The organism is Streptomyces yangpuensis (assembly GCF_001005295.1).
GTDB classification, from domain to species: Bacteria; Actinomycetota; Actinomycetes; order Streptomycetales; family Streptomycetaceae; genus Streptomyces; species Streptomyces yangpuensis.
Genome location: NZ_LBMK01000010.1, coordinates 28,118 through 46,012, shown reverse-complemented (window position 1 = coordinate 46,012; position 17,895 = coordinate 28,118). Strand labels below are relative to the sequence as shown.

The 17,895-nt window shown below is 69.6% G+C and carries 13 protein-coding genes; 6 read left to right on the top strand and 7 right to left on the bottom strand.

Annotated features, from left to right (window positions below; all coding sequences use genetic code 11):
- The 5 genes from AAT21_RS32235 to AAT21_RS32215 form a co-directional block, all read right to left on the bottom strand.
- Positions 1 to 663, bottom strand: a 663-nt coding sequence (locus tag AAT21_RS32235) for a PAC2 family protein (protein WP_046780642.1), incomplete at its 3' end; no start/stop codon positions are given.
- 126 nt (positions 664 to 789) lie between these two features.
- On the bottom strand, positions 790 to 2,397 hold the full coding sequence (locus AAT21_RS32230; RefSeq protein WP_046780529.1) for a glycerol-3-phosphate dehydrogenase/oxidase: 1,608 nt from the start codon (positions 2,395 to 2,397) through the stop codon (positions 790 to 792).
- A 41-nt stretch (positions 2,398 to 2,438) separates the two neighbouring features.
- Complete coding sequence (glpK, locus tag AAT21_RS32225; RefSeq protein WP_046780528.1) at positions 2,439 to 3,965, bottom strand: glycerol kinase GlpK; 1,527 nt, start codon at positions 3,963 to 3,965, stop codon at positions 2,439 to 2,441.
- A gap of 79 nt (positions 3,966 to 4,044) precedes the next feature.
- Complete coding sequence (locus tag AAT21_RS32220; RefSeq protein WP_046780527.1) at positions 4,045 to 4,827, bottom strand: MIP/aquaporin family protein; 783 nt, start codon at positions 4,825 to 4,827, stop codon at positions 4,045 to 4,047.
- Between the two features lie 314 nt (positions 4,828 to 5,141).
- Positions 5,142 to 5,909 (bottom strand): IclR family transcriptional regulator, encoded by a 768-nt coding sequence (locus AAT21_RS32215; protein ID WP_046780526.1) that lies wholly within the window; start codon positions 5,907 to 5,909, stop codon positions 5,142 to 5,144.
- Between the two features lie 274 nt (positions 5,910 to 6,183).
- Between AAT21_RS32215 and metH the strand changes: the two genes are divergently transcribed.
- From metH to AAT21_RS32195, 4 genes are all read left to right on the top strand, one after another.
- Complete coding sequence (gene metH / locus AAT21_RS32210; protein ID WP_046780525.1) at positions 6,184 to 9,708, top strand: methionine synthase; 3,525 nt, start codon at positions 6,184 to 6,186, stop codon at positions 9,706 to 9,708.
- A 113-nt stretch (positions 9,709 to 9,821) separates the two neighbouring features.
- Entirely contained in the window at positions 9,822 to 10,523 is a 702-nt protein-coding gene (locus AAT21_RS32205; protein ID WP_046780619.1) for an HAD family hydrolase, read from the top strand.
- A 617-nt stretch (positions 10,524 to 11,140) separates the two neighbouring features.
- Positions 11,141 to 12,745, top strand: a complete 1,605-nt coding sequence (locus AAT21_RS32200; protein WP_046780524.1) for an ABC transporter substrate-binding protein — start codon at positions 11,141 to 11,143, stop codon at positions 12,743 to 12,745.
- Positions 12,746 to 12,816: 71 nt separating this feature from the next.
- Entirely contained in the window at positions 12,817 to 14,400 is a 1,584-nt protein-coding gene (locus AAT21_RS32195; RefSeq protein ID WP_046780523.1) for an ABC transporter substrate-binding protein, read from the top strand.
- Between the two features lie 121 nt (positions 14,401 to 14,521).
- On the opposite strand, the gene AAT21_RS32190 is transcribed toward AAT21_RS32195, so the two are convergent.
- Positions 14,522 to 15,193 (bottom strand): response regulator, encoded by a 672-nt coding sequence (locus AAT21_RS32190; protein ID WP_030963767.1) that lies wholly within the window; start codon positions 15,191 to 15,193, stop codon positions 14,522 to 14,524.
- 135 nt (positions 15,194 to 15,328) lie between these two features.
- On the opposite strand from AAT21_RS32190, the gene AAT21_RS32185 reads away from it, so the two are divergent.
- The gene (locus tag AAT21_RS32185) at positions 15,329 to 15,613 is read left to right on the top strand and encodes a hypothetical protein (RefSeq protein ID WP_046780522.1); all 285 of its coding nucleotides are present in this window, start codon (positions 15,329 to 15,331) and stop codon (positions 15,611 to 15,613) included.
- On the opposite strand, the gene AAT21_RS32180 is transcribed toward AAT21_RS32185, so the two are convergent.
- Positions 15,610 to 16,500, bottom strand: a complete 891-nt coding sequence (locus AAT21_RS32180; RefSeq protein WP_107081449.1) for a RecB family exonuclease — start codon at positions 16,498 to 16,500, stop codon at positions 15,610 to 15,612. The two genes, AAT21_RS32185 and AAT21_RS32180, sit on opposite strands and share 4 nt — an antisense overlap.
- Positions 16,501 to 16,744: 244 nt before the next feature.
- Here AAT21_RS32180 and AAT21_RS32175 point away from each other — a divergent pair, with 244 nt between their 5' ends.
- Positions 16,745 to 17,878, top strand: a complete 1,134-nt coding sequence (locus tag AAT21_RS32175) for a site-2 protease family protein (RefSeq protein ID WP_200904498.1) — start codon at positions 16,745 to 16,747, stop codon at positions 17,876 to 17,878.
- The last annotated feature ends 17 nt before the right edge of the window (positions 17,879 to 17,895 follow it).

The window sequence follows — 17,895 nt, the reverse complement described above, 5'->3', positions numbered from 1 at the left end:
CTCGCCCAGCGGGATCCTGATGTCGATCAGGTCCTCCAGCCGGTTGAGGAGGGCCAGCGTCGCCTTCGGGTTCGGCGGCTGCGACACGTAGTGCGGCACGGCCGCCCACAGCGACACGGCCGGCACCCCGGCGTGCGTACAGGCCTCCTGGAGGACGCCCACGATGCCCGTGGGGCCCTCGTACTTGGTCTCCTCCAGGTCCATGGTCCGCGCCAGGTCCGCGTCCGAGGTGACCCCGCTCACCGGCACCGGCCGGGTGTGCGGCGTGTCCCCGAGGAGCGCCCCGAGGATGACGACCATCTCGACGCCCAGCTCGTGCGCGAAGCCGAGGATCTCGTTGCAGAACGACCGCCACCGCATGGACGGTTCGATTCCGCGTACCAGCACCAGGTCGCGAGGCTTGGCCCCGCCGATCCGGACCACCGAGAGCCGGGTCGTCGGCCACGTGATCTTCCGTACCCCGTTGTCCAGCCACACCGTGGGCCGGTTGACCTGGAAGTCGTAGTAGTCCTCGGCGTCCAGAGCCGCGAAGACCTCGCCCTTCCACTCCCGGTCCAGGTGTGCGACCGCACCGGAGGCCGCGTCACCCGCGTCGTTCCAGCCCTCGAACGCGGCCACCATGACCGGGTCGATCAGCTCGGGCACGCCCTCAAGCTCGATCACCCAGGTCTCCTTCCGAAGTTCCTTGCGTACGTGGGTCAGCCTAAGCCTTGGAGGGACACCGGCCACAGCCCACGACAGAGGGGCGGTTCCCCTCGGAACCGCCCCTCTTCCCCACCTGCGTGAGAGCTATGCCTTGCGGGCCAGCATCTCCTCGACCCGGGCCTTCACGGACTCGTCGTCCAGGCCGCGGATCGTCACCGTCGTGCGGCGGCGCAGCACGTCGTCGACCGTCTCGGCCCACTCGTGGTCACGGGCGTAGGCGACCTGCGCCCAGATCTCCGGACCGTCCGGGTGGATGCGCTCGGCCAGCGCCGGGTCCTCGTTCGCCAGGCGGGCGATGTCGAAGGCGAGGGAGCCGTAGTGCGAGGCCAGGTGGCGCGCGGTCAGCGGGTCCATCCGGGTGCCGGGCTCACGGTCCACCAGCAGCCGGTGCGCGACCGCGTTCGGGTTGGCGACACCCGGCAGCGCGATCCGGCGTACGAGGGACTTCACCGGCTCCATGTCCTCGGTCAGCGGGCTGCCCGGGAGCTTGGCGAGCTTGTCCATGACGACGCGGCCGATGTGGCGGTACGTCGTCCACTTGCCGCCGGCGACCGACAGCATGCCGCCCGCGCCCTCGGAGACGACGGTCTCGCGCTTGGCCTTCTCCACGCCGCCGGGGCCGCCGGGCAGCACGCGCAGGCCGGCGAAGGCGTACGTCATCAGGGAGCGGTCGAGGTCGGCGTCCTTCACCGAGAAGGCCGCCTCGTCCAGGATCTGCTGGATGTCGGACTCGGTGGCGCGCACGTCCGCCGGGTCGCCCTCGTACACCTCGTCGGTGGTGCCGAGCAGCAGCTGGTCCTCCCACGGGAGGGCGAAGGTGATGCGGTACTTGTCGATCGGGGTGGCCATGGCGGCCTTCCACGGCGACTTGCGCTTCATGACGATGTGCGCGCCCTTGGAGAGGCGGATCGACGGCAGGGAGTGCTTGTCCTCCATGCGCCGCAGGTGGTCCACCCACGGGCCGGTGGCGTTGAGCACGACGCGGGCGTCGATCCCGAACTCGGTGCCGTCCAGACGGTCCTTGAGCTCGGCGCCGGTGACCCGGCCGCCGGTCTTGCGCAGGCCGGTGACCTCGGCGTGGTTGAGGACGACGGCACCCGACTCGACGGCCGCGCGGACCGTCATGACGGCAACGCGGGAGTCGTTCATCTGGTGGTCGTAGTAGACCGCGACGGCCTTGAGGTTGTCGGTCTTCAGACCGGGGTTGTCGGCGACGGCACGGGCGGGGGATATGACCTTGCCCATGCCGTCGCCGAAGGCCGAGAGGGCGGAGTAGGCGAAGACGCCCGCGCCCAGCTTGGCCGCACCCACCGGACCGCCCTTGTAGACCGGCAGGTAGAAGGTGAGCGGGTTGACCAGGTGCGGGGCCACGTCCTTGGCCAGCACCCGCCGCTCGTGGTGGTTCTCCGCGACCAGCTTGACCGCGCCGGTCTGCAGGTAGCGCAGGCCGCCGTGGACGAGCTTGGAGGAGGCCGAGGAGGTGGCGCCGGCGAAGTCGCCGGCGTCCACCATGGCAACCCGCAGGCCCGACTGCGCGGCGTGCCAGGCCACCGAGGTGCCCAGGATTCCACCACCGATGACCAGCAGGTCGTACGTGGCCTTCGCCAGCTGCTCGCGGGTCTCGGCACGGCTCGCGTTCGCGCCGGCGGTCGGGTGCGTACCCAGGGCGGGGACGCTCTGCAGGGTGCTCATATCTCTTATCGCTCCTCGTCGATTGACTCAGCTGGTGCGGATCAGCTGGCGTCTTCGTCGTCGACCCAGCCCATGGACCGCTCGACGGCCTTGAGCCAGCTCTTGTACTCGCGCTCCCGCTGCTCGGCGGGCATCCGCGGGGTCCACTCCGCCGCGCGGCGCCAGTTGGCGCGCAGGGCGTCGGTGTCGGGCCAGAAGCCGACGGCCAGGCCGGCGGCGTAGGCGGCGCCGAGGCAGGTGGTCTCGGCGACCATCGGGCGCACCACGGGGGCGTCCAGGAAGTCCGAGAGCGTCTGCATCAGCAGGTTGTTGGAGGTCATGCCGCCGTCGACCTTGAGGGCGGCGAGCTCGACGCCCGAGTCCTTGGTCATGGCGTCGGTGATCTCACGGGTCTGCCAGGCGGTGGCCTCCAGGACGGCACGGGCGATGTGCGCCTTGGTGACGTACCGGGTGAGGCCGGCGATCACACCGCGGGCGTCGGAGCGCCAGTACGGGGCGAACAGGCCGGAGAAGGCCGGCACGAAGTAGGCGCCGCCGTTGTCCTCCACGGAGGAGGCGAGGGTCTCGATCTCGGCCGCGGACTTGATCAGGCCCATCTGGTCGCGCATCCACTGGACGAGCGAGCCGGTGACGGCGATTGAGCCCTCCAGGGCGTAGACCGGCTTCTGGTCGCCGATCTGGTAGCCGACCGTGGTCAGCAGGCCGCTGTAGGAGTTGATGATCTTGTCACCGGTGTTCAGGAGCATGAACGTTCCGGTGCCGTACGTGGACTTGGCCTCGCCCTCGGCGAAACACGTCTGGCCGAAGAGCGCGGCCTGCTGGTCACCGAGCGCCGAGGCGACCGGGACACCGGCGAGGACACCCTCCTTGACGTGGCCGTAGACCTCGGCGGAGGACTTGATCTCGGGGAGCACGTTGAGCGGGACGCCCATCGACTCCGCGATCTTCTCGTCCCAGGCCAGGGTGTGCAGGTTCATCAGCATGGTGCGCGAGGCGTTGGTGACGTCGGTGACGTGCGCACCGCCCTGGGCGCCGCCCGTGAGGTTCCAGATCACCCACGAGTCCATGGTGCCGAAGAGGATGTCGCCGGCCTCGGCGCGCTCGCGCAGACCCTCGACGTTGTCGAGCAGCCAGCGGACCTTCGGGCCGGCGAAGTAGCTCGCCAGCGGCAGGCCGGTCTCGCGGCGGAAGCGGTCCTGCCCGACATTGCGGCCGAGCTCCTTGCACAGGGCGTCGGTGCGGGTGTCCTGCCAGACCAGCGCGTTGTGGACCGGCTCGCCGGTGTTCTTGTCCCACAGGACGGTGGTCTCGCGCTGGTTGGTGATGCCGATCGCCTTGACGTCGGCGGCGGTGATCTCGGCCTTGGCGATGGCCCCGGCGACGACCTCCTGGACGTTGGTCCAGATCTCGGTGGCGTCGTGCTCGACCCAGCCCGGCTTCGGGAAGATCTGCTCGTGCTCCTTCTGGTCGACGGCGACGATACGGCCGTCGCGGTCGAAGACGATGCAGCGGGAGGAGGTGGTGCCCTGGTCGATCGCGGCGATGAAGGGGCCGGTGCTGCTGGTCATGATGGCTGCTCCTGGCAGGTCTGGTGAGTAGGCGGAATCAGGAGTGCGGTGCGGATCTTACGAGCGCTGCAGATGCTGATCAGGCGAACGCGATGTTGTAAAGACCGCCGGCGAGCACGGCACCGACGAGCGGGCCGACCACCGGGATCCAGGAGTATCCCCAGTCGGAGCCGCCCTTGTTGGGGAGCGGCAGCAGGGCGTGGACTATTCGGGGTCCGAGGTCGCGGACCGGGTTGATGGCGTAACCGGTGGGACCACCGAGCGAGAGGCCGATGCCGACGACCACGAAGGACGTGATCAGGACACCTATGACACCGAGGCCCTTGCCGCCGTCCTGGAGGCCCTGGGTCAGGATCGCCAGGATCAGGACGGCGGTGCCGATGATTTCGGTCGCGAGGTTCTGCACGACGTTACGGATCTCGGGGCCCGTGGAGAAGATGCCGAGCACGGGGCCGGCCACGTCGTGCGGGTGCGGGTCCTCCGGACCGAGCTTGGCGTCGCGGATGTGCTCCGGGTCCGCCAGGTGGGCGCGGAACTGGCCGTAGTAGGTGACCCACATGACGACCGCGCCGAGCATCGCGCCCAGGAGCTGGCCCGCGAAGTAGACGGGGGTGTCGCCCCACTCGCCGGTCTTGACGGCGAGGCCGACGGTGACCGCCGGGTTGAGGTGCGCACCGGAGAGCGGCGCGGAGACGTAGGCCGCGATCAGAACGGCGAAGCCCCAGCCGAAGGTGATCGCGAGCCAGCCCGCGTTGCGGGCCTTGGAGCTCTTGAGGGTCACTGCGGCGCAGACGCCACCGCCGAGCAGAGTGAGCAGGGCGGTACCGATGGTCTCGCCGATGAAGATGTCGGAGCTGGACACCCGCGACTCCTTACGTACGTCCAGGGGTGGGCGGAAACCGGGTCCCTCCGGTGGTTCCGCGCACTCGGTGAGTGCTGCACCGGTCCTTGGCCTTGTCGCATCCTAGCGCGTATTGCCGGTAGGTGTTCGACAATGTCGACCGGTGAACGGCAGTTTTCCGCCCAGGTGAAGAATGCGTCAAGGGTCGGCCAGGCCAATGTGTCGGATCGTTACCCGTAGGTGCGATCAGCCAAATCCGGCCATCTCAAGGTCGAGATATGGCGAAAAATGGGCAGAAGGGTGCCAGGTGATGGCCGAAGCCTGCTAAAGGGAGGTCAGAACCGGCCTGCGCCGAGGTCGCGTGAAACCGCGCGCGCACAGTCCCGCACCGAGGCCACGAGGGCCGCACGGGGCTCCCCGGACTCGCCGCAGACCCGCTCCACGGCGCCCGCGACCGCCACGGCACCCACCGGCATCCGGCGCCGGTCGTGGATCGGCGCCGCCACCGAGGCGATGCCCTCCCACGTCTCCTCGACGTCCGCGGCCCAGCCGCGCGCCCGGGTCAGGCCCAGGATCTCCTCGAAGCCGGCCGCGTCCGTGACCGTACGGGGGGTGAACGCGTCGCGCTCCACCTCCAGCGCCTGGGTGTGCGCGACCGGGTCGTACGCCGACAGCACCTTGCCCAGCGCCGTCGAGTGCAGCGGCTGCATCGCCCCGACCTCCAGCACTTGACGGCTGTCGTCGGGCCGGAACACGTGGTGCATGATCAGCACCCCGCTCTGGTGCAGCACGCCCACGTACACGCTCTCGCCGCTCGCCCGGGCCAGGTCGTCGGTCCACACCAGGGCGCGGGCCCGCAGCTCGTGCACGTCGAGATAGCTGTTGCCCAGGCGCAGCAGCTCCGCGCCCAGCTGGTAGCGCCCGGAGGCCGGGTCCTGCTCGACGAAGCCCTCGGCCTGCAGGGTGCGCAGGATGCCGTGGGCCGTGCCCTTGGCCAGGCCCAGCGACGAGGCCACGTCGGAGAGCCCCAGCCGGCGCTCGCCGCCCGCCAGGAGTCGCAGCATCGCAGCGGCTCGTTCGAGCGACTGGATGTTCCGTGCCATCGCGCAGCCTCCTGCTGACCTTCGTTACTACTGACATCTTGACGCGGTTCGACAATGCTGAACAGTATCGGTCGATGCCGACCTCGCGCACCGTCGGCCGATCTGTTCGCCGTACGGGCAACGGGACACCCCTGACAACTTCCCGCCACAGAATGCAGTCCGCCACGTGGGACACCCACACCGGGGCCGGTGCCTCGCGGTTACCCTGGCCGCGTGCACCCCTGACACAGCGGGGGTGCAAAGCCGACAGCCGTCGCATCCCAGGGAGCACTCCATGGCCTCGTTGCCGAACCCGCCCGCCGACACCCAGACCAGGGCCGATGCGCTCCGGGAGGCGCTCGCGACCCGCGTGGTCGTCGCCGACGGAGCCATGGGAACGATGCTCCAGGCGCAGGACCCCACCATGGAGGACTTCCAGCAGCTCGAAGGCTGCAACGAGGTACTCAACATCACCCGCCCCGACATCGTGCGCTCCGTCCACGAGGCGTACTTCTCGGTCGGCGTGGACTGCGTCGAGACCAACACCTTCGGCACGAACTACGCGGCCCTCGCGGAGTACGACATCGCCGAACGGAACTTCGAGCTGTCGGAGGCCGGCGCCCGCATCGCCCGCCAGGTCGCCGACGAGTTCACCGCCTCCACCGGACAGCAGCGCTGGGTCCTCGGCTCCATGGGCCCCGGCACCAAGCTGCCCACCCTCGGCCACATCACCTACGCGCAGATCCGCGACGCCTACCAGACCAACGCCGAGGGCCTGCTCGCCGGAGGCGCCGACGCGCTGCTCGTCGAGACCACCCAGGACCTCCTGCAGACCAAGTCCTCCATCATCGGCGCCCGCCGCGCCATGGACGCCCTCGGCGTCAGCGTCCCGCTGATCTGCTCCGTCACCGTCGAGACCACCGGCACCATGCTCCTGGGCTCCGAGATCGGCGCGGCCCTGACCGCGCTGGAGCCCCTCGGCATCGACATGATCGGCCTGAACTGCGCCACCGGCCCCGCCGAGATGAGCGAGCACCTGCGCTACCTCGCGCGCAACGCCCGCGTCCCGCTCTCCTGCATGCCCAACGCCGGCCTGCCCGTCCTGACCAAGGAGGGCGCGCACTACCCGCTGACCGCCGCCGAGCTCGCCGACGCCCAGGAGACCTTCGTCCGCGAGTACGGCCTCTCCCTGGTCGGCGGCTGCTGCGGCACCACCCCCGAGCACCTGCGCCAGGTCGTCGAGCGGGTCCGCGGCGCGGCGGTCGTCCAGCGCGACCCGCGGCCCGAGCCCGGCGCCGCCTCGCTCTACCAGACCGTGCCCTTCCGCCAGGACACCTCGTACATGGCGATCGGCGAGCGCACCAACGCCAACGGCTCCAAGAAGTTCCGCGAGGCCATGCTGGAGGGCCGCTGGGACGACTGCGTCGAGATGGCCCGCGACCAGATCCGCGAGGGCGCGCACATGCTCGACCTCTGCGTGGACTACGTCGGCCGCGACGGCGTCGCCGACATGGAGGAGCTCGCCGGCCGGTTCGCCACCGCCTCCACCCTGCCGATCGTCCTGGACTCCACCGAGGTCCCCGTCATCAAGGCGGGCCTGGAGAAGCTCGGCGGCCGCGCGGTCATCAACTCGGTGAACTACGAGGACGGCGACGGGCCCGAGTCCCGCTTCGCCAAGGTCACCCGGCTGGCCCAGGAGCACGGCGCCGCGCTCATCGCGCTGACCATCGACGAGGAGGGCCAGGCCCGCACCGTCGAGCACAAGGTCGCCATCGCCGAACGCCTCATCGAGGACCTCACGGCCAACTGGGGCATCCGCGAGTCGGACATCCTCATCGACACCCTGACCTTCACCATCTGCACCGGCCAGGAGGAGTCCCGCGGCGACGGCATCGCCACGATCGAGTCCATCCGCGAACTCAAGCGCCGCCACCCCGACGTCCAGACCACCCTGGGCCTGTCGAACATCTCCTTCGGCCTCAACCCCGCCGCCCGCGTCCTGCTGAACTCCGTCTTCCTCGACGAGTGCGTCAAGGCCGGCCTCGACTCGGCCATCGTCCACGCCTCCAAGATCCTGCCGATCGCCCGGTTCGACGAGGAGCAGGTCTCCACCGCCCTCGACCTGATCTACGACCGGCGCACCGAGGACTACGACCCGCTGCAGAAGCTGATGGCCCTCTTCGAGGGCGTCAACACCAAGTCCCTCAAGGCCGGCCGCGCCGAGGAACTCCTCGCGCTGCCCCTGGAGGAGCGCCTGCAGCGCCGCATCATCGACGGCGAGAAGAACGGCCTGGAGGCCGACCTCGACGAGGCTCTCCGGACCCGCCCCGCCCTCGACATCGTCAACGACACCCTCCTGGAGGGCATGAAGGTCGTCGGCGAGCTCTTCGGCTCCGGCCAGATGCAGCTCCCCTTCGTCCTGCAGTCCGCCGAGGTCATGAAGTCGGCCGTGGCCTACCTCGAACCCCACATGGAGAAGACGGACGACGAGGGCAAGGGCACCATCGTGCTGGCCACCGTCCGCGGCGACGTCCACGACATCGGCAAGAACCTCGTCGACATCATCCTGACCAACAACGGCTACAACGTCGTCAACATCGGCATCAAGCAGCCCGTCTCCGCGATCCTCGAAGCCGCCCAGGAGCACAAGGCCGACGTCATCGGCATGTCCGGCCTGCTCGTGAAGTCGACCGTGATCATGAAGGAGAACCTGGAGGAGCTGAACCAGCGCAAGCTGGCCGCCGACTACCCGGTGATCCTCGGCGGCGCCGCCCTCACCCGCGCCTACGTCGAGCAGGACCTCCACGAGATCTACGAGGGCGAGGTCCGCTACGCCCGCGACGCCTTCGAGGGCCTGCGCCTCATGGACGCCCTCATCGCCGTCAAGCGCGGCGTGCCGGGGGCCGCCCTGCCCGAGCTCAAGCAGCGCCGCGTCGCCAAGCGCACTGCGACACCAGGGGGCCCGGCCCTCCAGGCGGAGGAGCCGGAGGAGGCCGGCGGCCGCTCCGACGTGGCCGTCGACAACCCGGTGCCCACCCCGCCGTTCTGGGGCACCCGGGTGGTCAAGGGCATTCCGCTCAAGGACTATGCCTCCTGGCTGGACGAGGGCGCCCTCTTCAAGGGCCAGTGGGGTCTGAAGCAGGCCCGCGCCGGCGGAGCCACCTACGAGGAGCTCGTCGAGAACGAGGGCCGCCCGCGCCTGCGCGGCCTGCTGGAGAAGCTGCACACCGAGAACCTGCTGGAGGCGGCCGTCGTCTACGGCTACTTCCCCTGCGTCTCCAAGGGCGAGGACCTGATCATCCTCGACGACGCCGGCAACGAGCGGACCCGCTTCACCTTCCCGCGCCAGCGCCGCGGCCGCCGCCTGTGCCTCGCGGACTTCTTCCGCCCGGAGGAGTCCGGCGAGACCGACGTCGTCGGCCTCCAGGTGGTCACCGTCGGCTCGAAGATCGGCGAGGCCACGGCCCGGCTGTTCGAGTCCGACTCCTACCGCGAGTACCTGGAGCTGCACGGCCTGTCCGTCCAGCTCGCCGAGGCCATGGCCGAGTACTGGCACGCCCGGGTGCGCGCCGAGCTCGGATTCGGCGGCGAGGACCCGGCGAAGGTCGAGGACATGTTCGACCTCAAGTACCGGGGTGCCCGCTTCTCCCTCGGCTACGGCGCCTGCCCCGACCTGGAGGACCGCGCGAAGATCGCCGGCCTCCTCCAGCCGGAGCGGATCGGCGTCCACCTCTCGGAGGAGTTCCAGCTCCACCCGGAGCAGTCGACGGACGCGATCGTGATCCACCACCCCGAAGCGAAGTATTTCAACGCACGCTGAGCTCCGCCGACGTACACTTGTCGGTCCCATACAGGCCGGTCGCCTGTTCCGAGGGGTGGTATGCCCCGAGGAAGAGGTGACCGGCCTTCTCGTCCCTTCGGAGAGGCATGCGCATGACGAGCACCGTTCCCGCCCCGGTCACCCGCACGGCCGACGGTTCGGCCCTGCAGGCGGTGCTGCTCGACATGGACGGCACCCTGGTGGACACCGAGGGCTTCTGGTGGGAGATCGAGGCGGAGATCTTCCAGGAGCTCGGGCACCGGCTGGAGGACGCCTGGCGCGACGTGGTGGTCGGCGGCCCGATGAGCCGCAGCGCGGGCTTCCTGATCGAGGCCACCGGCGCCGCCATCGGCATCGCCGAGCTGAGCGTCCTGCTCAACGAGCGCTTCGAGGCGCGCATCGCCGACCGGGTCCCCCTGATGCCGGGCGCCGAGCGGCTGCTGACCGAGCTGGCCCGGCACAACGTGCCCACCGCCCTCGTCTCCGCCTCCCACCGCCGGGTCATCGACCAGGTCCTGCTCACCCTCGGCCGCGACCGCTTCACGCTGACGGTCGCCGGCGACGAGGTGGCCCGTACCAAGCCGCACCCCGACCCGTACCTCTTCGCCGCCCGGTCGCTGGGCGCCCACCCCTCGCGGTGCGCGGTCATCGAGGACACCCGCACCGGCGTGGCGGCCGCCGAGGCCGCCGGCTGCCGGGTCGTGGCGATCCCCTCCGTCGGTGTCATCGAACCGGCTCCGGGGCGCACGGTCGTCCGCTCACTGGAGGACGTCGACCTCACGTTCCTGCGCTCCCTCATCGCCCCGATGAACTGAGCGAGGCTCACCGAGAGTGACGATCCGGCCGGTCCCGCCGCCCGGCGCACTCCTCGTCCGGCATGTACACAGCGCAAGCGGACACATCGGCATGCAGTGACCTACATCGGTATGCATTGCCACGCACCGGATTGCCGTGAACACGCTCCGTACCGAACGGAACCCCGTCCATGCGCATCACGACGGGAGGATCTTCCGCCGCAGGCCCCGGAGGCTGAAATTCCATCCCCTCCGAGGTCGTTGCGCAGGGTGACCTTGGTCACGCGTCACGCCCCCGACGGCCCTGTCCGAGGGTCCATCCGGCTTCCCATGTGTCCGGATTGATCAGCCCCTGACCGAATCTGCGGAGCCCTGCCTGTGAACAGGCAGTTCGCTCCGATCACGGTGCGATTACGCCCCAAGTCCGGTGCGTTCCAGCCACCCCGCCCCGGACCACTAGTGTCGATCCGGGCACTACGCCGCACCCAGCCGCGTTCCGGACACACACCCCTGGTCCGGAACCGCGTGGACCGATCGTCACACCACCGGCCCGATCGTTCCGCCCTGAACGGGCGGCCGCCGCGAAGTGCCCTTCACACCGCTTTGACCAAGTGCCGGTTACAGGGAGTACTTCCAGCATGAACCGCAAGACCATGGTGCTGACGGCCGCGGCCGGACTGCTCACCCCCGCGCTGGCCGCATGCGGCACCGCGAGCGGTGGAGGAGCCGGATCCGCGGCGATCGTCGTCGGGACCACCGACCGGTTCGAGGCCGCAGACTTCGCTCCCGCCCCCTTCGACCCCGCCTACGCCTACGACGCCGGCGCCTGGAACATCCTGCGCCAGACCGTCCAGACGCTGATGCACACCCCGCGGGGCGGCGGCCAGCCCGTCCCCGAAGCAGCCTCCGCCTGCCGCTTCACCGACTCCGGCAACGAGAGCTACCGCTGCACCCTGCGCCCCGGGCTCAAGTTCGCCAGCGGCGACCCGCTCACCGCCAAGGACGTCAAGTTCTCCATCGACCGGGTCCTCGCCATCAAGGACGAGAACGGCCCCTCCTCGCTGCTCTCCACCCTCGACAACGTCGAGACCAAGGGCGAGGACACCGTCGTCTTCCACCTGAAGACCCCGGACGCGACCTTCCCCTTCAAGCTCTCCACCCCCGCCGCCGGCATCGTCAGCGAGAAGAGCTACGACGCCAAGAAGCTCCGCGAGGGCTTCGAAGTGGACGGCTCCGGGCCGTACACCATGAAGGCCGAGGTCAGGGAGAACCGCCTCGTCCGCGCCGTCTTCAGCAAGAACCCCCACTACAAGGGCGACATCAAGCTGCAGAACGACAAGGTCGAGCTGCGCACCTACCGCGACTCCACGGCCATGGGCAAGGCCCTCACCGACGGGAAGATCCACATGGTCTCCCGCACCCTGTCGCCCGCCCAGATCACCGAGCTCAGCGCCAACCCGCCCAAGGGCGTCAAGCTGGTCCCGATGCCCGGCCTGGAGATCCGCTACCTCGGCTTCAACACCGACGCCCCCGTCGTCAAGGACAAGGCCGTCCGCCAGGCGCTCGCCGCCGCCGTCGACCGCGGCGCGCTCATCTCCAAGGTCTACGGCAAGTCCGCCCAGCCGCTCTACTCGCTGGTCCCCACCTCCGTGACCGGCCACGTCAACTCCTTCTACAACAAGTACGGCGACGGCAACACGCCCAAGGCCGCCGCACTCCTGAAGGAGGCCGGGATCAAGACTCCGGTCAAGCTGACGCTGCACTACACCAGCGACCACTACGGCGACGGCACGGCGGCGGAGTTCGAGGCCCTCAAGGCCCAGCTCAACTCCACCCAGCTCTTCGACATCACCGTCCAGGGCAGCGAATGGGGCGACTTCCGCCCCGCGCAGAAGAAGGGCGACCACGCCGCCTACGGGCTCGGCTGGTTCCCCGACTACCCGGACGCCGACAACTTCCTCGCCCCGTTCCTGGAGCAGGACAACTTCCTGGGCACGCCGTACGCCAACAACGCGGTGCGCACCAGGCTCCTCCCCGAATCCCGGCGCGCGGTCGACCGTAACGTCGCCGCCCCCGCGATCACGGAGATGCAGGACATCGTCGCCGAGGACGTACCCGTCCTGCCCCTGTGGCAGGGCAAGCAGTACGTCGCCGCACGCGACGGGATCACCGGAGTGGAGTGGTCGGTCAACGCCATCTCCGACCTCCAGTTGTGGGAGCTCGGCCGCGGCGTAAGCGGCTGAGCAAGGCAAAGACCGGCAGCGGGTGTCGCGGGCCGGAGCAACGAAACAGTTCGACTGTGAAGGACGTTCGCGTGAATCGACGTAACCAGTGGCTCGCGGCCCCGCTCGGCGCGGCCACCGCCGCCGCGCTGCTCAGCGGTTGCGGTTCGACCGATGGCTCCAATGCCGGCAGCGGCAAGGGCGTGGTCATGGGCATATCCGACAAGGTGAAGTCCACCGACCCGGCCTCCGGCTACGACCCGGGCTCCTGGCTGCTCTTCAACAACGTCTTCCAGTCGCTGCTGAGCTTCCCCAAGGGCGGCACCACCCCCGAGCCCGACGCCGCGCAGAGCTGCGCCTTCGAGGGCGGCGACAGCAAGCTCTACAAGTGCACGCTGAAGCCCGACCTGAAGTTCAGCAACGGCCACGACCTCACCTCGAAGGACGTCAAGTACTCCTTCGAGCGCACCCTGAAGATCAACGACGAGAACGGCCCCGCCGTCATGCTCTCCTCGATCGCGGGCATCGACGCCCCCGACGAGCAGACCGTCGTCTTCCGCCTGAAGAACTCCGACGCCACCTTCCCGAGCAAGATCGCCTCGGGTGCGGGCTCCATCGTCGACCACCGCGAGTACCCGGCCGACAAGCTCCGCACCGACAACAAGGCCGACGGCTCCGGCGTCTACAAGCTCGACTCCTTCAGCGAGAAGAGCGCCACCTTCTCGGTCAACGAGTCCTACACGGGCAAGGCCAAGCCCAAGAACACCGGCGTCACCCTGAAGTTCTTCAACGGCGACCAGGCCGGTCTCAAGAGCACCCTCGAAAGCGGAGACGTCGACTTCGCCTTCCGCAGCCTCGCCGCCAAGGACATCGCCGCCCTCGCCTCCTCCAAGACCGGCGACAACAAGGTCGACGTCGTCCAGGGCACGGGCGCCGAGGTCGAGCACATGGTCTTCAACGTCAACGACCCCGTCGTCGGCAAGCTCCCCGTGCGCAAGGCCATCGCCTACCTCGTGGACCGCGAGGCCCTCGTCAAGGACGTGTACGCCGGCACCGCCACCGCGCTCTACTCCATCGTGCCGACCGGCATCGCCGGCCACACCACGCCGTTCTTCGACCGCTACGGCGGCACCCCGCAGCCCGAGAAGGCCAAGGCCGTCCTCAAGGCCGCGAACATCAACGGCAAGGTCAAGGTCACCCTGTACTCGACCCCGTCCCGCTACGGCCCCTCCACCGACCAGCAGTTCGAGGTCATCGCCAAGCAGCTCAACGACAGCGGCCTCTTCGAGGCCGACGTCAAGTCCGTCGAGTACGAGCAGTACGAGAAGGACATCCAGGCGGGCAAGTACGGCATCTACGTCAAGGGCTGGGTCCCCGACTACCCGGACGCCGACAACTTCACCCAGCCGTTCTTCGGCCCGGGCAACGTCCTGAACAACAACTACGACAACAAGGAGATCACCGGGACGATCATCCCGTCGACCTCCGCGAAGTCCGACCGCACCGCGGCCAACACCGACTACAACCGGCTCCAGGACATCGTCGCCGACGAGCTCCCGCTCCTCCCGCTCTGGCAGGGCAAGCAGTACGCCGTCACCCGCCAGAACGTGAACGGCCTGCAGTGGTCCCTGGACGCCTCCACGGTCTTCCGCTTCTGGGAGATCAGCAAGGGCTGATCCTCCGGCCCGCCCCGGACACACCACGGGGCCGCACGCGCGACCTTCCCTCGCACGTGCGGCCCCGTGGCCGTCCCCGGGCCGCCTTCCCGGCCGGACAGGAAGGCGGCGCCGGATGCGACTACTGCGCCCCGGGCCGGACCAGACCGCTCTCGTACGCGTACACCGCCGCCTGGACCCGGTCACGCAGCCCCAGCTTCGTCAGGACGTGCCCCACATGCGTCTTGACCGTCGTCTCGCTCACGAACAGGTCCGCGGCGATCTCCGCGTTCGACAGCCCCCGCGCCACCAGCTTCAGGACCTCCACCTCGCGCTCGGTCAGCGTCCCCAGCGTGTCCGGGAGACGCTCCTCACCCGACGGCAGGTGCCCCGCGTACTTGTCCAGCAGCCGGCGCGTGATGCTCGGCGCGAGCATCGCCTCACCCGCCGCCACCACCCGGATCGCCTGCACCAGCTCGCCCGCCGGCGCGTCCTTCAGCAGGAAGCCGCTCGCCCCCGCCCGCAGCGCCTCCACCACGTACTCGTCCAGATCGAACGTGGTCAGCACCAGCACCTTCGCCGGACCGTCCCGCCCCGGACCGGTGATCCGGCGCGTCGCCTCGACCCCGTCCATCCGCGGCATCCGGATGTCCATCAGCACCACGTCCGGCTGCAGCGCCCGCACCTGGTCCAGCGCCTGCAGGCCGTCCCCGGCCTCGCCGACCACCGCCAGGTCCTCCTCCGCCTCCAGGATCATCCGGAAGCCGGTGCGCAACAGGGGCTGGTCGTCGACCAGGAGAACGCGGATGGCCACGGGCGATACCTCGTATTCGTCGGACAGCTCGGACGGCTCGGGCGGACACGCCCATTCTGCCCTGACCCGACGATCAAGAAATCCCGCCCCCGGGCCCGTGCGACGCAGACCCTTCCCGGCCGACAGACTGAGGGGATGAAAGCCTGGAGCACCGCCACCGAGAACGAACTGCGGCACCTGATCAACGACTGGGATCCGATCGGCGTCGCCGACTCGGTGCGGGACGAGTACGACTGCATGCTCCCCCCGCTCCTCGGACGGCTCCGCGGCGGCGCCGGCCGGACGGAGATCGCCGCGTTCCTGCAGCACGAGCTGGAGGACCACTTCGGTCTCGCAGCCCCGTGCCCGCGGCCCGACGCGATCGCCGCCCGGCTGGTCACCTGGTGGGCCACGACCGCCCCGGCCCGAGAAACCCCCTAGGGGGTGTCCGGCCCCACGGCCGGCCTCGGCACGACCGGCAGCGGATACACCGGGGGAGTACCACCGAACTCCGGACACGACGCCTGGTGATCGCACCACCCGCACAGCTTCGTCGGACGCGGCCGCCACTCACCCGACTCCGTCGCCTCCCGGATCGCCTCCCACAGCGCGAGCAGCTTGCGCTCCACCCGCTCCAGGTCCGCCACCACCGGGTCGTACGTCAGCACATCCCCACTGCCCAGATACACCAGCTGCAGCCGCCGCGGCACGACCTGCTTCAGCCGCCACACCACCAGCGCGTAGAACTTCATCTGGAACAGCGCACCCTCGGCATACTCCGGCCGCGGCGCCTTGCCCGTCTTGTAGTCGACGATCCGCACCTCACCCGTCGGCGCCACGTCCACCCGGTCGATGATCCCGCGCAGCCGAAGCCCCGACTCCAGCTCCGTCTCCACGAAGAACTCCCGCTCCACCGGCTCCAGCCGCGTCGGATCCTCCAGCGTGAACCAGCGCTCGACCAGCGCCTCGGCCTCCGTCAGCCAGCGCGCCAGCCCCGCCCCCTCGTCACCCTCCGGGAACAGCTCCGACAGCTCCGGCCGCGACTCCAGCAACCGGTCCCACTGCCCCGGAATCAGCTCCTTCGCCCGCGGCGCCGTCCGCTCCTGCGCGGGATGATCGAAGAGCCGCTCCAGCACCGCGTGCACCAGCGTCCCCCGCGTGGCCGCCGCACTCGGCTTCTCCGGCAGCTTGTCGATCACCCGGAACCGGTACAGCAGCGGGCACTGCATGAAATCGCTCGCCCGGGAAGGAGAGAGCGAAGAGGGCGCCACAGCGCCCGGGCTTGCGGCTTCGGCCGCACCGGGCACGGCACCGGGGCTCGTCGTCATGGACAAAACCCTACGACCCGCGACCGACAGCACGCGCATACCATCGACGCCAGGCCCCCTCGCACTGCATGATCGGAGCATCACCCGGCGCTACGCACACCGCGCCCCACACCGCGAGAATCCCCCCGGAACCGCACGAGAACCGCATAAGAACCCCAGCACCGAACGAAGGACAGACGTGGCAGACACCGACCAGACCGGCGAGCGCGACAAACGGCGCTCAGGACCGGGCGGCGGACTCCTCATGGGCCGCCCCTTCGGCGTGCCCGTCTACGTCTCACCCAGCTGGTTCCTTGTCGCCGCCCTCATCACCTGGGTCTTCGGGGACCAGCTCGACCGCGTCCTGCCCGACCTCGGACCCGTCCGCTACCTGGTCTCCCTCTTCTTCGCCGTCGCCTTCTACGCCTCGGTCCTCGTCCACGAACTCGCCCACACCGTCGCCGCCCTCCGCTTCAAACTCCCCGTCCGCCGCATCCAGCTCCAGTTCTTCGGCGGAGTCTCCGAGATCGAGAAGGAATCCGAGACCCCCGGCCGCGAATTCGTCCTCGCCTTCGTCGGCCCCCTGCTCTCCCTCCTCCTCGCCGGCGGCTTCTACCTCGGCATGAAGGCCGTCGACCCCGCGACCGTCCCCGGTGTCCTCCTCGCCGGCCTCATGATCTCCAACCTGCTCGTCGCGGCCTTCAACCTGCTCCCCGGCCTCCCCCTCGACGGCGGCCGCATGCTCCGCGCCGTCATCTGGGGCATCACCGGCAAACCCATGGCCGGCACCGTCGCCGCCGCCTGGGTCGGCCGCGCCCTCGCCGTCGCCGTCCTCCTCGGCCTGCCCCTGCTCACCCACACCGGACTCCTCGGCAACCGCACCGAGGAGATCGGCGGCATGGACACCGTCATGGACGCCCTCCTCGCCGCCATCCTGGCCGCCATCATCTGGACCGGAGCCGGCAACAGCCTCCGCATGGCCCGCCTGCGCGAACACCTCCCCGAACTGCGCGCCCGCAGCCTCACCCGCCGCGCCATCCCCGTCGAGAACGCCACCCCCCTCTCCGAAGCCCTCCGCCGCGCCAACGAAGCCGGAGCCCGCGCCCTCGTCGTCGTCGACGGCCAGGGGGACCCCACCGCCATCGTCCGCGAGAGCGCCATCGCCTCCGTCCCCGAACACCGCCGCCCCTGGGTCGCCGTCAGCACCCTCGCCCAGGACCTCACCGACGGCATGAAGGTTTCCGCGGAACTCACCGGCGAAGAACTCCTCGACCACCTCCGCGCCACCCCCGCCACCGAATACCTCGTCCTCGAACCCGGCGGCGCCATCTACGGCGTCCTGTCCACCCTCGACGTCGAGAAGGCCTTCGTGAAGGCCATGGCACGGCCCCAGTCCTGAAGCCAATACACTGGTCA